Raw genomic sequence first — 15,753 nt, 5'->3', positions numbered from 1 at the left:
TTATAAAAAAACCACAGCTCTCGGGCTGTGGTTTTTTATTTTTAAGGTTTGTATTTTTAAACCTTTTTCAGCTTATGCTGCTCTTCCGCTATTCGAGCAATCGAAACCTATTTAGTCATGCTGAATTTTAAAATCGCACCGATGGTGCAAGCGCCGCTGATTCTGTTGATCGCCATGATCAGTATGCAAAGCAGTGGCTCCTTTGCCAAATATCTGTTCGGTCAATTTCCCATTCTGACTGTTTCCGCAATGCGTCTGCTGTTAGGCGCTATGATTTTGGCACTGATTTTTAAAATTTGGAAAATCCATTTCAGACAGATCAAGTGGCCGGCCATTATCAGTTATGGCCTTGCCCTGGCTGGCATGAATCTACTGTTTTACCTGTCGATTAATCGCCTGCCGCTGGGGATTGCCGTCTCTTTTGAATTTATTGGCCCCTTAAGTGTTGCCCTGTTTTATGCACGTCAGAAATTCGACTTTGTCTGGGTCGGACTGGCGATTCTAGGGCTAATTCTACTGTTCCCTTTTGATCAGGCTGCCCAGCCGCTTGACCCGATTGGGATGGCATTCGCCTTGGGTGCAGGTGCCTGCTGGGCCTTATATATCGTTGCCGGCCAAAGACCTTCAGGCGTTTCTGGCAATCATACTGTCTGCTTAGGCATGTTTGTCGGCATGCTGGTACTGATGCCGATCGCACTCTTTGCAGGCATGCCGGCACATACTTTTGAACCGATGAGTTTGTTGTATTTTGTGGCTTTGGCAGTACTGGCTAGTGCACTGCCTTTCACTCTAGAAATGATCGCACTGCGTAATTTAAGCGCACTGAGTTTCGGTACCTTGATGAGTTTGGAACCCGCCATTGCCGCACTCTCAGGCCTATTTTTTCTGGGTGAAACCTTGTTGTGGACACAGTGGCTGGCATTGGCCACGATTATCAGTGCTTCGGTAGGCTGTACGGTGACGACCCAAAGACAAAAATCTTGAATAAAAATAAAGGCGCTAGAGCGCCTTTATTTAAGATCACTTATTTTCAAATTTTAACGTGGTGTTGCGTCTTTAATCGCAGTATTTAATACAGTCGCTGCTGTCGCATTATAGCCATCACATCCAGAGGCAAGCTGATCATACATATATTCTGTCCATTTGATCATTAAAGAAGTTACACCTTCTTGTTTATTCAAGTCATCCAAGGCAGCCTGTCTTGATTGAGCAATATAGTCGTCGTGATCAATATGTTCCCCATGTTCCGAGAAATCAACTGAATAAATTCCGCCTTGATATTCGATCGCACCGAAATATTTGTAATATTGCATAGCAGCATCTTTATATTCTGCCTTTTTATATTTCAAGTTAGCCATCGTGTCATCTAGAATCGTTTTTGCCATTTCTTGGACAGACTGCTGTGCCTGCCATTCAGCAAGTGTGCTAAAGCCAGTTTTTACTTCCGGATCAAATTCAATATATTCTTCTTCAGGATGTTCAGCCAGAAGACGGAAACATTTAGAGCCATTTGGGAATTTGCGGGCCTTCTGCAAATCGACAAAATTGGTTGCAAACTCATTATAGTATTTACGCTCAGCTGTCGTATTATCACTGTTAAAGAACACTCTGGTCGCGGGATCATCATACATTTTCACCACAGCAATATTGGTACGTTCAGTTAATGCTTTACCAGACAGGTCATACCACGCTATGTGTCGATGATTGCTGATATTGTTCTCAGGTATCGTCACAGGACGACTTTTAAATTGAGTCGTCGTATTTTCTAATATTTTTTCCAGCTTATAACCTAATGCTGTACGGGTGCGATCTGCAGGGAACACCCCTTTTGTTGTGACATAAGTTGAGAAGACCATATCTTCTTCAAGATCGTATTCGGTATCAACAGCGCTGTTATCATCCGCATATAATATGCCGTCAGTAATTTTATTTTTATGACTAGCTAATAGAAGTTTTTGCGATTCCATCTCTGATCCATCAATATTCGGTAAGTTGAATTGATAGTTATAGAATTCAGAAATGGTATCTGATGCTCCATCACCCGGGGTTCCAGGATTGGTCGGTGCAGGTTGACTAGTGACTGGTTCATTATTATCAGAACTGTCGGAACCACCACCACATGCTGCCAGCATGCAGCTAAAAATGGCGCAAGAGAGTACTCTTAATTTCATTATTATCTACCTTAATTATTTGATATTGTTATTTTAATTCTGTCCCGAAACACGGGATCTAAGATGTTTTCATTGTTATTTTAAAACTAACCCGAATCACGAGGTCTAAGATATTTTAATAAATATAAAAACAAGATCAATTTAAAAATTGATTAATTTGTAACCGCAATTACATAGAAGATTAACTTTAAATTTAAAATCTTTAGATATTTGATCGGGCCAAAACTTAACTTGATTGAATCAAAATTTAAGTTCACCTCGGGAAAATATTTCCTTGCCCTACTCATTAAAAATTAACCAGTTTGCTATAATTTCATTTCCCCCTATTTCTCATTTTCACCCGCTCTGGGTAGAAGCTGCTTCCATGCCAAACGCCCAACTCCTTGCCGTATTGTTCATGGTCTTATCCATGACCTCCTACCAGATCAGTGCATCTTTTGCCAAACAGCTGTTTAGTGTGCTGGATCCGGTCACTGTGACCATTTTAAGGCTGTGCTTTGCAGCAATGATTGTTGGGGTAATGTTTCGTTCCTGGAAAATTATTTCCCGTTTGCCTTTTTTGAAATGGCGGGATTTGCTCTGCTATAGCGCTGCTTTAGGGGTCATGAATATTTTATTCTATCTGTCTCTGGGAAGATTACCGCAGGGAATTGCAGTCGGTCTGGAGTTTATTGGTCCTTTAGGTCTGGCCCTGCTTTCGATCAAACATCGTAGTGACTATATTTGGGTATTAATGGCCATTTTAGGCATCGCACTGATGGTGCCATGGGGACAGGCCAATAGTAGTAATTTCGACCTGGTGGGCGCCGCCTGTGCTTTAGGTGCGGGGTTATGTTGGGCACTGTATATTTTCTTCGGGCAACGCGTGGTTCAGCAGAATATCGGCATGCATGCACTGACTATTGCGATCAGTATTTCAGCCTTATGCCTGTTACCGATCGGACTGTATAACAATGCTCCTGCCTTGATAGACACCCAGCATTGGGGCAAGGCAATTACTATTGCTGTACTGGCAACAGCCATTCCTTATGCTCTGGATTTAAAGGCACTTCAGCATTTGAATAAAACCAGCTATGGCACTCTATCCAGCCTGTCTCCGGCTTTGGCTGCACTGACCGGTTTTGTACTATTGGGCGAAAAAATTACGCTTCTTCAGACCGTGGCACTGATCTGTATCATGCTGGCATCTGTCGGTGTGACTGTACGTGCCGCCCGTCAAGGATCGGTAGAAAAGAATGCTTAAAAGCCTTATTGGAATCTAAACAACTGACTAAATATTTGCATTAATTCTTTCACTTTCTTCCTTTGAGATAAATCTAAAGAAGAAATGAATGGATAAAAAATCTGATCACTCCAGATAGAAACATAACCATGTGCCATAACTGAAAGGAAGAGATTTTTGATACGCGAGTGTGGCAAGGATGCCACATGTTACCCATCACGACAGGACGTTGTGTATGGGTAACAAAAGACTTTTGCCTACTTTGGGTCTTTCCAAAGTAGGGAGATTGCCTACACAAAAGCATTTAAATTTTTAAGAAAATGAGGCTGTACAAGCTTCTGAAGCTCAACATGCATAGCGATTAACTCAAACATCTAATTTGAGTTATAAATTATGGAAAAGTAACTAATCAAATGTCATCTTTTCGATGTTTAGCTTTGTACCAGCATATCTTTTTTCATGTCTTTATAACGCTGATATTCATTCTTGTACTGCACTGCTAAAGCGGTCTTCTGCTTTTCATCCAGAATTTTACCGGCCTGCTGGAAGAAACCATGTTCCTCTTCTTTTAAGTGATGATGCACCTTTTCGGAAAGTTTTTTGGCCATGGCAATCCAGCCTGGATTACTCAATTCAGTTGCAGTTAATTCCTCGACCATTTCATCCATTTCATGATGTTCGGCCAAGGCATGGCGGGTAATATTCAGGCCCGAATCGGTCATCATCAAGGGAATATAAAAATAACGGTCTTCCGCAGCTTCATGCGCAAATAATTCATTTTTCAGTTGCTTGAACAGCTCACGGCGTTCTGGTGTATCCCCGGAAGTCTGTAATAGTTTTTCTGCAAGATCACGCTGAATCTCATGACTCTCTCTTAATGCTTCAAAAATAGTCGTCATTCCGATATTTCTCCGATTGTTTTATTTTTCATATCATTGATTCTAGAAGATTTTCAGAACAGGTTTAGACGCAGTTTATACAGTGATTTGTTAAGAAATTTTAATATCGAGAATGATTTACATCGGATTTAGATCTAAAAAAAACATCTGGTATGCCATCCGGCAAATCAGCAGACTGACCAGAATCAAAAATAAAACCCGGATAAAGCCACTGCCATATTTAAATGCCAAACGCACCCCGACCAAGGAACCACAAATATTGACTATCGCCATCATTGCCCCGACCATAAACAGCACATTGCCACTGGGAATAAAAAAGCTTAAGGCGGCCAGGTTGGTGGTGAAATTAGCAATTTTCGATAAGGCCGATGCATGCAGGAAGTCGACGCTCAAATAGCGAATAAAAAAGAAAATAAAGAAACTACCGGTGCCCGGACCAAAGATACCATCATAAAAGCCTATCGCCAGACTGCCCAAAGCGGCCAGAATCAACATTTTCCGATTCAGTTTTTGTTCGGTATGCACCTGGCCAAACTGTTTTTTCATCAAGGTATAGATTGCGATCACGATCAACATGACCAGTACAAAAGGCTTAAGGATCTCGACTGGAATTAGCGTAACGCTGGCTGCACCAATAAAAGAACTGACAAAACTGCATAGTGCAATCACGCCCAAGAGCAACCAGGGCAGTTTTACCTGACGTAGATAGGAAAATGCCGCAGAAGCGGTGCCACAAATGGAAGCGAGTTTATTGGTGCCAAAGACCGTAGCAGGCTGTAAATGCGGTAAACTCCCCATAATTGCCGGGATCTGGATCAGACCACCACCACCCACGGCAGCATCAATCGCCCCTGCAAAAAATGCAAAGACAACCAGACTGATGATGATCTCTATTTCCATATCTTGACTCGATTAGAGGTTCAGGACGCGTTTGGGTACCAGACGTTTTTTGTCGGTAATTTCTGCCAGCCCCAGACATTTCTCGCCATCAAAAACCAGCACCTGTTCAGCTGCTTCATGTTCGATATTGCTTTCCATGCCGCGGCTAAAATATTCTGCGCGACCTTCGGGTACCTGCACTTTTGGAAAATGATCAACCGGTGCATAGGCCGGCAACAACAGTGCATCACGCTCTGCTTCGCTCAGGCTTTCCAGATATTCAATGGTATAACTCGGGATCAAATCAAAATGACCGGTTTTGATGCGGTGCAGATAAGTCAGATGGCCATAAGTTCCCAGTGCTTTGGCAATATCTTCACCCAATACCCGGATATAAGTCCCTTTAGAACAGGTAATATCCAGCGTGATACTGTTCTCCGTAAAGGATAAAAGCTCAATCGCTAAAATGGTAATCGGACGTGCTTCACGTTCAATCTCGATACCTTTGCGCGCCAGTTCGTATAAAGGACGGCCTTCTTTTTTCAAGGCAGAATACATTGGCGGCACTTGCTGGATATCACCCACAAATTGCGCCAGTGTTTCCTGAATCAAAGACTCGGATAATTCAGGAACCACTTTTTCCAAGAGCACCTCGCCTTCCACATCACCCGTGGTGGTGCTATGCCCCAAAAATACGGTCGTCTGATAACGCTTGACCGAATCTAATAAATAATGCGAAAACTTGGTCGCCTCCCCCAAACACACGGGCAATAAACCGGATGCCAGCGGATCCAGCGCACCGGTATGGCCGGCTTTTTGTGCACGGTACAACCAGCGGACTCTTTGTAATGCGGCATTAGAGCTGATACCCAAAGGCTTGTTGAGCAGGAAGACACCACTGAGATGACGGCGCTGAATTTTAGGAGATGATGCTTTCATGGCAAAAAATCAGACATTTTATAAATTGGCGCCATGGTAAAACCCTGCGAGATGATTTACAACTTTTCTATAGTCTCTAATGATTTTTATGGCATATTGAGCCGGCTTGAACATCTAAAAGCTTTAATATCTAAAAGCTTGAATATCTAAAAGCTTGAATATCTAAAAATAATGAAATAACGAGAAAATAGGTGCATAGGATATGCAGAAATATAAAATATGGATCATTCTGGCGTTGCTGGTGCTGTGTATTCTCACATTGATCTTATGGCTGTCTCCAAAAGAAAATACCCAGGCGGATACCGGGACAAAAATGCCTTTAACTGAAACTCAGGCAGAACAAACCGCACTCTTGGTCAATGGCCCTGCCAATGCAGCTTTCCCCAGTGCCAGCCAGCAAGATACCGAAATTAATTGTCAGATGCAGCTAGACGCCAGCAACCGTCTGATTGTGAATGAACAGACCCGCAACTGTTTTGAATATTTTATTACCCAGTTCGGTGAAAAAAATCTGCAGCAGATCCAGCAGGATTTTAAAGCCTATATTCGCCAGAATCATAAAGAGCCTGCACTCTCGCAAATTCTGGATTTATGGGATCGTTATCTCCAGTACCGTCAGGGCTTGGGCCAGCTCACTGCACCGGCCGGGCTAAATCAGGAAGATCCTGCCTATTATCGCAGTATCTATAACAGTACCCAGAATTTGCGCCAGCAATACTTTTCCAAGTATGAAATTGAGGGCTTGTTTGGCACAGAAGACGCCTATCATGAATATACCCTGGACCGGATGAGCGTACTGGCAGACAAAAGCTTAACGGAGACTGAAAAAGCGCAAAAGCTCAAAGCACTGTTTCAGCAGCTCCCGCAGGACTGGCAGGAAAATCTGGAACAACTGAATAAACTGGAAGATTTGCGCAAACTTACCGCAGATATTAAAGCTCGTGGCGGTTCCCGTGATGAAATCCGGCAAATGCGGATGAATCTGGTCGGTGCTGAAGCGACACAACGTCTGGAACAACTGGATGTACAACGTAGCGACTGGAAAAACCGGGTGACGGGCTATTTAGATGAACGGGATCAGATTACCCAGTCCGGCATGTCAGATACCGCCAAACAGCAAGCCATTGCCCAGCTTCGCAGCAAACATTTTAATACACCGCAAGAACAGCTGCGGGTAGAAACCTTTGAACAGGTTCATGATCAGGGAGCCAAGCTGCCCTTTGCTGACTAAGCCTAAAAGCCATCACCTGTTGATGGCTTTTTTATAAATGCCCTTTTGATAACTTTATATTTTTTCTCAAAATGATCTTTTATATTTGTTTCTAAATATTTCGAATTTACACAAAATAACTTAGATAAATTTCAATTATTTCAAAGACTTTTTATTTAAATACATCTGCAAATAAAACACATACTTACAATGTAAATTCCTCCTGTCCTGCATGTCCCCAAATGACATGGTTTTAGACCTCTGAAGTGAAAAAATACCGCTTCATTAAAAGAAAATTTGCTTAGCCACTGAAGGCCGAAACTGTATTTTCATCGTCTGATTTGTGGCTTGCGACACTCTACAAAAAGCAATGATTACTTGAATAAAGATAGAATTAAAAAAGGGACAGCTATGCATACTTTCAGCAAGACAGCCCAGTTACTGACTGTGGCTTTAGCGACTACTCTGGGATTCAGTTTTTCTGCACAGACTCAGGCTGCAGCGAGTGCAACACAAGTCATCGAAAAGAGCCGGTCTGACTATGCCAAGACCAAATATCCCATCCTGATGGTGCATGGCTGGCTAGGCTGGTCACGCATTGGCACCGATAGTATCGGGCTGGATTACTGGTATCAGATTCTGCCAGATATGGCACGTAATGGCTCAACCGTCTTTGCGGCACAATTGTCTCCAGCAAATACAACGGCGCATCGCGGTGAACAACTAGTTCATCAGGTTGAAGAGGTTGTGGCAATTACCGGCAAGAAAAAACTGAATTTGATTGGTCACTCTCATGGCGGACCAACAGTGCTGTATGTTGCAGCGACCCAGCCGCAGTATATCGCCTCTATTACTGGCGTTGCAGGAACCTACCATGGCTCCAAAGTGGCAGATGATATTCAGAACAATAGCCTGACGCGTACCGCCTTTAACATTTTAGGTGATTATATTATTGGTCCATTGATTGCACTGGGTCAGTTTAAGCCTGAACTGGAAATTGATTTTGATGCTTCCATGAAATCCCTGACCCAGACCGGCTCAAATACTTTTAATGCCACAGTGGCACAACAGGTAGTCAAAGATGGCGTGTTGGCGTCCACAGAAAACTGCAATAAAAATTTAAAACAGAAAGACAGTAAAGGTATTCATTATTATTCATGGACGGGTGTGGCCCAAGCCACCAATGCCCTGGATATTGATACGATCCTGATGCAGCTCGGCCCTTTATCTTATGGCAGTAAAGACAATGATGGCATGGTTTCACGTTGTAGTGCGTTCATGGGCAAGGTGATTCATGACCAGTACAAACTCAATCATACGGACCTGGCCAATATGATGTTTGGTCTGAAAGGCGTGTTTGCACCCGATCCGATCGCCCTCTATCGCCAGCATGCCAACCGACTCAAATTAGAAGGTTTATAACGCCAGGGTGCCTATATTTCAGCTGAAATATAGGCTTTTTTCTAGTTCTTTTCATTTGATCTATCAGTGACCGGGAAGCTGCAATGAAAAAAATAATCTATCACTTGAACCTTTTACTGCTGGTTTCCATCTTGACTGGCCCTGTGCAAGCCTCGGCATTACAGGAATATAAAAGCAATTTTGTCCTCTCGAGTTATGCCAAGACAAAATATCCGATGGTCTTTGTTCATGGTTTTGGTCTGGGTTTTAACCGGATTGGAACGGAGAGCATCGGTCTGGATTACTGGTATCAGATTCCCCAAGACCTGAGCCGGCATGGTGCACGGGTATTTTCTGCCGAATTGTCTGCTGTTGCGTCCAATGAACTCCGCGGTGAACAGCTCTTGATGCAAATTGATGAAGTACTGGCATTAACTGGTCAGAAGAAAGTCAATCTGATTGGGCATAGCCAAGGTGGCCCAACGATTCAATATATCGAGGGCGTTGCGCCACATAAAGCTGCCTCCTTAACCGCTATTGCGGGCGCTATGCAAGGCACACCAGTTTTTGTCAATGCCAGCCAGACACTCCTCCTTGCACCCTTTATCCATGCCATCGGTACAATTCTGGGACATAGCATGAATCTGGTTACAGCTAACCAGTATCCGGTCAGTATGATCGAAGCACTGGAAGCCATGAATCCAGAGGCGATTCAGGCTTTCAATATGAAATATGGCTCCTCTGCCATTCCCAAAGACTGTCAGTCTCAGGGCAGCAAACTCACGCCAAATCGAATTTACCACTATTCCTGGATGGGCAACCGGCAGGCAACCAATTCCTTGGATGTAATTGAGTCTACAGTCGTGACTTTAGGTAGCAGTTTCTTGAAAGGAGAAGCCAATGATGGTGCTCTGCCGTTGTGTAGCGGACGTTATGGCCAAATCATTCGTCAGGATTATGCCCACAATCATTTTGATGAAGTAAACCAGTTTTTTGGTATTTTGGGCCCTTTCGCGCAGGATCCGATCGCACTCTATCGCCAACATGCCAACCGGCTCAAGCTGCAAGGCTTATAAATCACTCATCTTTATGAATAGATCTAATGGATTAATCAACAAATTTTGGAAAACCTAGTTCCTGTCAACTCGGGGAACTCTAAAGAACCGGATGAGGATCATCCCGTTAAAACAACACAAGTGAGGAAAATATAATGAAATTCGGAATATTAATCACTGGCCTGCTGCTGGCGGGTACATGTCTCAGCACCCAGGCATCCACCCAGGCCAGTCAGGTCACAGCAAAAGCTAGTTCACAATATGCCAAGACCCAATATCCGATTGTCTTTGCACATGGTATGGCGGGTTTCATCCGGATCGGTACTGACCAGTTTGGACTGGATTACTGGTATCAGATTTTACCGGATCTGGCGCGTAATGGCGGTAATGTCTGGGCAACACGTGTCTCGCCTTTTAACTCATCGGAAATTCGGGGTGAGCAACTTTTAGAGCAGGTAAATGAAATTCTGGCCATTACCGGTGCAAAGAAAGTCAATCTGATCGGTCATTCCCATGGCGGCCCGACCATTCGTTATGTCGCAGGTGCAGGGAATGGAATAGTCGCTTCCCTGACTTCTGTCGGTGCTCCGCATAAGGGCTCCCCGGTTGGAGACCTGATCCTGCAAGCAGAAGGTACACCGATACAAGGGCCTTTAGTCGGTGGTATCAACCTGGTGTCTAAGGCCATCACCTGGGCACAAGGGTTGGATCCGAACAGTTTCCCGCATGATTCTCTGGCCGGTGGTAGCAGCCTGACCCTGGCAGGATCCGCTCAATTCAACCAGAAATATCCGCTCGGTATGCCAACCACCGCCTGCGGTGAAGGTAAGGAAAAAGACGGTGATATTCGTCATTATTCATTTACCGGTATAGGTCAAGTCACCAATCCGCTCGATCCTGATTCAGCCTTGACAGTTACAGCTCTACTCATTGATGGCGGCAAGGAAAATGATGGTCTGGTCTCCCGCTGTAGTGCCAAATTCGGTAAAACCATTCGGGATAACTACAACTGGAACCATCTGGATGAAGTGAACCAGTTCCTCGGATTAAAAAATATCTTTGCTCCAGACCCAGTCGATGTTTATCGCCAGCATGCCAACCGGCTCAAATTGCAAGGCCTGTAATTCAATCTCATCCCTGTCATCCCAATGCACAGGGATTTTCTAATTTTTAAACCGCCAAAATGGAACTTTATGAAAATTAGAACGCATTTTATAACCTTATGCTGCGTGTTATTTGCGGGCCAATATGTGCAGGCTTCCAATTTGCAGCAAGCAGAATCCAGATTTGTCGTGTCCAATTATGCAAAAACACAATACCCGATTGTATTTGCACATGGCATGGTCGGCTTTAATCGAATTGGTTTTGATGCCTTAGGCATGGATTATTGGTATCAAATTTTGCCAGATTTAGCCCGTAACGGTTCAACTGCCTTTGCCACCCGCATCTCACCTTTCAATTCCAGCGAAATCAGAGGTGAACAATATGTGGAGCAACTGAAAGAAGTCATGGCAATCACCGGCGCCAAAAAACTGAATTTAATTGGTCATAGTCATGATACGCATAGCGTGCGTTATGCAGCCGGGGTGATGCCGCAACATGTAGCCTCAGTGATGACTGTGGGCGGCGCCAATCAAGGGACGATTGTCGCCTCTGATGTTATGCGACTTGCCAATCAGACCGGAACATCTGAACTGCTCAATACCCTGATCAGCAGTTTTGGTAACGTCATCATGTGGGCACAAGGCTTAGACGGTCAAGCTTTCCCGCACAATGCCCTTGCAGCAGGACACAGCACGTCGATTGAAGGCACAGCCGAATTTAACCAACGCTTTAAACTCGGGCTTTCGCTGAGTCCATGTGGTGAGGGAAAATATAAAGACCAAGACATTGCGCTGTATTCAATGACGGGCAATCAACCCGTGACCAATCCCCTAGATGTCAGCGATGCCGCCATGAAAGCCTTGGATCTACTTTCTGCGAGCAAGGCTGGCGCAAATGATGGAATTGTGTCGGTATGTAGTGCCAAATTTGGTAAAACGATTCGTGATGATTACCCGTGGAATCATCTGGATGAAATCAACTTGTTGTTTGGCATTAAAGGTACCTTTGCGCCTGATCCAGTTGCTGCCTATCGTCAGCATGCCAACCGTTTAAAACTGCAAGGTTTATAAAACCACCCAAGCCTCTATTCATCCAGAGGCTTTTCTATCTTATTTTTCGCTAATTTTTTTCTTAAAATTTACTTGTTAATCATGATCAAACTGCATATAAAATATTCATCAAATATAAAAAAATAAGTGTGAAATAAAATAAATGCAGATACGTTCTATAGAAATCAAAAACAAATTTAAAAGAACCTGCCCCTGCTGCAAACGAAAAGTCATTAATCCTTTTCAATTTAAAAAATATGAGCCTTATTATTGCCCCTCTTGTCATCGACATATTATCGCAAATGTATGGATCAGTATTTTACTGGTTATCACACAATGTTTTATTTGCATTCAACTTTTTAATGCAGGAGTCCAGTCTTGGGGATATTTTGTATTATTCCTGATGTTTATTCATAAAATTTTCTTGGATATTTTAGATGCTATGATCTTGCCTTTGCAGGAACATTTCGAATAAATCTACATAAAAATTAGGCATAAAAAATGCGCCCAAAGGCGCATTTTTTCACTCGTATAAAACTTAAAATTAAGCTTTAGTTTTACGAGCTGGTAATTTTTCACGAATACGTGCAGCTTTACCAGACAATTCACGTAGGTAGTAAAGTTTAGCACGACGAACGTCACCACGACGTTTCACTTCGATACCAGCAACGATTGGAGAGTGAGTTTGGAATACACGCTCAACGCCAACACCGCTAGAAATTTTACGTACTGTGAACGCAGAGTTCAAACCACGGTTTTTCTTAGCAATTACAACGCCTTCGAACGCCTGTAAACGCTCACGGTCGCCTTCTTTTACTTTAACTTGAACAATAACTGTATCACCTGGTGCAAAAGCAGGGATGTTTTGTTTCAATTGTGCGTTTTCAATTACTTGAACTAAAGGATGCTTACCGCTCATGGGGTATCTCCAATATATGCGAGTCAGAAGAGGTCTGATCATCGCTGGGTATAGAGGCTAAAGCGCATAGACCCGATTATCTTTCCCTTTATGGTTGACCATCTCAACCATAAAGAGCCTATTAAAGAATACTTAAATGATTTTAAGTACTTGCTTGAAGATAGAAATGATTACTCATTAATATCTTACAAATCTTTTAGCCATTTTTTCTGCTGCTTGGTCAGTTCGACTTTTTCCACCAACTCTGGGCGGCGTTCAAGTGTACGCTGATATCGCTGCAAAAACCGCCATTTTTCAATATTGGCATGATGCCCGGACTTTAACACCTCAGGCACATCCAAACCTTCAAAATGATCTGGCTTGGTATATTGTGGGCAGTCTAGAAGACCATCCACAAATGAGTCTTGCACGTGTGACTGTTCATCAGACATGGCACCCGGAATTCTCCGGATAATACTGTCCAATAAAACCATCGCAGGCAGTTCACCACCCGACAAGACGTAATCTCCAATTGACCATTCCTGATCAACATATTGCTGGATCAAACGTTCATCGACGCCTTCATAACGTCCGCACAGTACAATGATTCCATCATATTTGACAAAATCCTGTACCGCAGTTTCGCTTAAGGTCTTTCCTTGCGGTGACATATACACCACAGGAACCTGAACTGCACCCGCTTGCGTTGCAAGCTCTTTGGCATGCTGGATTGCTTTTGCCAGAGGCTCAGCCATCATCACCATACCCGGACCACCACCGAATGGACGTTCATCCACCCGTTTATAGTTGCCCGTCGCATAATCGCGAGGATTGATACAATGAATTTGCATCAACTCACGTTTTGCTGCGCGCCCGCTAATCCCATAGGCTGTAATCGCTTCAAACATTTCAGGAAAAAGCGTAATGACTGCAAAAAACATCGCAGACTCCCGTATTTCCGAAAAATTCTTAGTAGTCTACGCCCCAATTGACGTAGATACGACCAGCTTCAAGATCAACGCGTTGCACCACATCTTTATGCCATGGGATCATTCGCTCTTCGCCATCGATGCTGTCGGCAGTTGCGCGAACCACCATCACATCGTTAGCACCTGTCTCAAACAGCTCAAAAATTTGACCGAGATTGACTTCTTGCTCTTCATCGTCCAGACCTAACACAGTTAGACCTTTTAAATCAGACCAATAGTACTCATCTACGCCTGCTTGAGGCAGTTGCGATTTAGAGATCCAGACATTGGAGCCAACCAGTTCGTCTGCGCCAGTGCGATCACTCACACCTTTCAGCGAAACAACCAGTCCTTTACCATGTGGTTTCCAACGTTTTACATCGACAATTTGCCAACCTGCTTTGGTCTCAATGTACCAAGGCAGATAGTCAAATATGTTGCTCATAGGTTCTGTATTGGAATAGACCCAGAGCCACCCATTTAATCCATATGCTGAACGCAACTGTCCAATCTGAATACGATCTTCGGGAACATTCTGTGTTGGTGTCATGGGCAAGCTACTACCTAATTTATAGAAAAATTATGCAGCAACTGCAGCTTTTTTAGCTTGAGCAGCTAAAGAAGCAACACGATCAGAAGGTTGAGCACCTTGAGAAACCCAGTGAGCAAAACGTTCAGCATCTAAACGAAGTTTCTCTGCTTTACCTTGAGCTGTAGGGTTGAAGAAACCGATACGTTCGATGAAACGACCGTCACGTGCATTACGGCTATCAGTCACAATGATTTGATAGAACGGACGTTTTTTAGCACCACCGCGTGCAAGACGAATAACAACCATGATAGAACCTTATAGTTTTTACGGATTATCCTTGTACCGACCATCGATACAGCTCAAACCCCTTTCATAGAGGGCAGTATTTTACTTGAACTTTGCCCTGAATGAAAGATTAAAAGTGGGTTGGCTACAATTTTGAATTTAGCGACCGTCCCAGTTTGAATTTACTGCTAAAGCACTACCACAGGCACTGGCAGTTGCTGTTACTTTTGACCAGTAACGTTGACCAGTATCATCCAAACAACTTACCCCATCATTCTTCTGACTTCCTGTGGGTGAAGGTACAGCACTTAGCACCCAGCTTGTTGCTGCTGTATTAAAACTTAAATTAAGTGTATACAAACCATTTTGAGATAAAGGAGTAGCTGAAGGAAAGCCTAACTTAGTTAAATCAATCGCAGTTGTTGCATTAATCTTATAGTTAAAATTAGTTGACTTGTATTGTTGCAATCTACTTGCTATGTCAATTAACTCGGCCTGTACCTCTGTACGCTTTGTCTTTCTTACATGCTCCTGATAAGAAGGAAGAGCTACTGCTGCAAGAATAGCAATAACCGCTACCACTAACATCAGTTCAATAAGAGTAAATCCTAACCGGTTTCTTACCATGTACTCACCCCTCCTGTGCCACACCCTGTATAAGATACATTTGCTCTAGTCTGATTTTTACACTGGATTCCTGTACTCGTCATAAGAAAGGTAAAATTATTCGGATCTTGGCTTTCTGCTTTAATAGCCCATCTTTGTCCGAGCGCATTAGTATTGGTTAAAAGTTTGGCACTCTCCGTTCCATCTCGAATTGAAATAATATATTTGACAGCAGTTCCAGTACTATTTAAAGGTAGGTTTAGCTGCGCGTTAGTTGTGCTATAACCAATTAAATTTCCACTATTATCTTTATACAAATAGCTAGGATCAAAACCTAAATAGCTGAAATTTTTACCTTTATGACGCTCCAACTGCTCTGCTAGCTTTTGTATTTCCTGCTGGGCCTGACCAGCGATTGCCTTTCGGGTATGAGTCTGATAGCTCGGGATTGCAATCGTGGCAAGAATAGCCACAATTGCAACCACCACCATTAATTCAATTAATGTAAATCCTTGTTGCGGCATACGCATAGTCC

The 15,753-nt window shown here is 43.4% G+C and carries 17 protein-coding genes; 7 read left to right on the top strand and 10 right to left on the bottom strand.

Features of this window, described 5'->3' with window-relative positions:
* Positions 1 to 117: 117 nt before the first annotated feature.
* Positions 118 to 984, top strand: coding sequence for an EamA family transporter (locus tag ACP7AK_RS07815; protein WP_425879436.1), 867 nt, complete (start codon positions 118 to 120; stop codon positions 982 to 984).
* Between the two features lie 53 nt (positions 985 to 1,037).
* On the opposite strand, the gene ACP7AK_RS07810 is transcribed toward ACP7AK_RS07815, so the two are convergent.
* On the bottom strand, positions 1,038 to 2,171 hold the full coding sequence (locus ACP7AK_RS07810) for a hypothetical protein (protein ID WP_425879434.1): 1,134 nt from the start codon (positions 2,169 to 2,171) through the stop codon (positions 1,038 to 1,040).
* A 364-nt stretch (positions 2,172 to 2,535) separates the two neighbouring features.
* Here ACP7AK_RS07810 and ACP7AK_RS07805 point away from each other — a divergent pair, with 364 nt between their 5' ends.
* Positions 2,536 to 3,414 (top strand): EamA family transporter, encoded by an 879-nt coding sequence (locus ACP7AK_RS07805; protein ID WP_425879432.1) that lies wholly within the window; start codon positions 2,536 to 2,538, stop codon positions 3,412 to 3,414.
* Between the two features lie 410 nt (positions 3,415 to 3,824).
* Here ACP7AK_RS07805 and ACP7AK_RS07800 read toward each other — a convergent pair whose 3' ends face one another.
* The 3 genes from ACP7AK_RS07800 to truB all read right to left on the bottom strand — a co-directional run bounded on the left by ACP7AK_RS07800 (position 3,825) and on the right by truB (position 6,110).
* Positions 3,825 to 4,292 (bottom strand): hemerythrin domain-containing protein, encoded by a 468-nt coding sequence (locus tag ACP7AK_RS07800; RefSeq protein WP_425879430.1) that lies wholly within the window; start codon positions 4,290 to 4,292, stop codon positions 3,825 to 3,827.
* A gap of 117 nt (positions 4,293 to 4,409) precedes the next feature.
* Positions 4,410 to 5,192: a sulfite exporter TauE/SafE family protein gene (locus tag ACP7AK_RS07795; protein ID WP_005108546.1), complete on the bottom strand. Its 783-nt coding sequence runs from the start codon at positions 5,190 to 5,192 to the stop codon at positions 4,410 to 4,412.
* 12 nt (positions 5,193 to 5,204) lie between these two features.
* Positions 5,205 to 6,110 carry a tRNA pseudouridine(55) synthase TruB gene (gene truB / locus ACP7AK_RS07790; protein WP_219307445.1) on the bottom strand — a complete coding sequence of 302 codons (906 nt, stop codon included), beginning with the start codon at positions 6,108 to 6,110 and terminating at the stop codon, positions 5,205 to 5,207.
* Between the two features lie 202 nt (positions 6,111 to 6,312).
* Between truB and ACP7AK_RS07785 the strand changes: the two genes are divergently transcribed.
* The 5 genes from ACP7AK_RS07785 to ACP7AK_RS07765 all read left to right on the top strand — a co-directional run bounded on the left by ACP7AK_RS07785 (position 6,313) and on the right by ACP7AK_RS07765 (position 11,950).
* On the top strand, positions 6,313 to 7,341 hold the full coding sequence (locus tag ACP7AK_RS07785) for a lipase secretion chaperone (RefSeq protein WP_425879427.1): 1,029 nt from the start codon (positions 6,313 to 6,315) through the stop codon (positions 7,339 to 7,341).
* A gap of 390 nt (positions 7,342 to 7,731) precedes the next feature.
* Entirely contained in the window at positions 7,732 to 8,742 is a 1,011-nt protein-coding gene (locus ACP7AK_RS07780; protein WP_425879425.1) for an esterase/lipase family protein, read from the top strand.
* Positions 8,743 to 8,825: 83 nt separating this feature from the next.
* A complete protein-coding gene (locus ACP7AK_RS07775; protein ID WP_425879423.1) occupies positions 8,826 to 9,797 on the top strand; it encodes an esterase/lipase family protein in 972 nt (323 codons plus the stop codon).
* Between the two features lie 134 nt (positions 9,798 to 9,931).
* On the top strand, positions 9,932 to 10,900 hold the full coding sequence (locus tag ACP7AK_RS07770) for an esterase/lipase family protein (protein WP_044109069.1): 969 nt from the start codon (positions 9,932 to 9,934) through the stop codon (positions 10,898 to 10,900).
* A 69-nt stretch (positions 10,901 to 10,969) separates the two neighbouring features.
* Complete coding sequence (locus ACP7AK_RS07765; RefSeq protein ID WP_425879420.1) at positions 10,970 to 11,950, top strand: esterase/lipase family protein; 981 nt, start codon at positions 10,970 to 10,972, stop codon at positions 11,948 to 11,950.
* A gap of 523 nt (positions 11,951 to 12,473) precedes the next feature.
* Here ACP7AK_RS07765 and rplS read toward each other — a convergent pair.
* The 6 genes from rplS to ACP7AK_RS07735 form a co-directional block, all read right to left on the bottom strand.
* On the bottom strand, positions 12,474 to 12,848 hold the full coding sequence (rplS, locus tag ACP7AK_RS07760) for a 50S ribosomal protein L19 (RefSeq protein ID WP_004281205.1): 375 nt from the start codon (positions 12,846 to 12,848) through the stop codon (positions 12,474 to 12,476).
* Positions 12,849 to 13,033: 185 nt separating this feature from the next.
* Positions 13,034 to 13,768: a tRNA (guanosine(37)-N1)-methyltransferase TrmD gene (gene trmD, locus ACP7AK_RS07755; RefSeq protein ID WP_425879418.1), complete on the bottom strand. Its 735-nt coding sequence runs from the start codon at positions 13,766 to 13,768 to the stop codon at positions 13,034 to 13,036.
* Positions 13,769 to 13,796: 28 nt separating this feature from the next.
* A complete protein-coding gene (gene rimM / locus ACP7AK_RS07750; protein ID WP_004281200.1) occupies positions 13,797 to 14,345 on the bottom strand; it encodes a ribosome maturation factor RimM in 549 nt (182 codons plus the stop codon).
* A 30-nt stretch (positions 14,346 to 14,375) separates the two neighbouring features.
* Positions 14,376 to 14,633 carry a 30S ribosomal protein S16 gene (gene rpsP / locus ACP7AK_RS07745; RefSeq protein ID WP_085064356.1) on the bottom strand — a complete coding sequence of 86 codons (258 nt, stop codon included), beginning with the start codon at positions 14,631 to 14,633 and terminating at the stop codon, positions 14,376 to 14,378.
* A 138-nt stretch (positions 14,634 to 14,771) separates the two neighbouring features.
* A complete protein-coding gene (locus ACP7AK_RS07740; RefSeq protein WP_224216230.1) occupies positions 14,772 to 15,239 on the bottom strand; it encodes a type IV pilin protein in 468 nt (155 codons plus the stop codon).
* A complete protein-coding gene (locus tag ACP7AK_RS07735; RefSeq protein ID WP_244782754.1) occupies positions 15,233 to 15,748 on the bottom strand; it encodes a type IV pilin protein in 516 nt (171 codons plus the stop codon). Before ACP7AK_RS07735 ends, ACP7AK_RS07740 begins: the two co-directional genes overlap by 7 nt.
* Between the last annotated feature and the right edge of the window lie 5 nt (positions 15,749 to 15,753).

This window comes from Acinetobacter sp. TWP2-2-3, assembly GCF_049896445.1.
GTDB lineage: Bacteria > Pseudomonadota > Gammaproteobacteria > Pseudomonadales > Moraxellaceae > Acinetobacter.
This window is presented reverse-complemented; position numbering and strand designations above follow the sequence as displayed.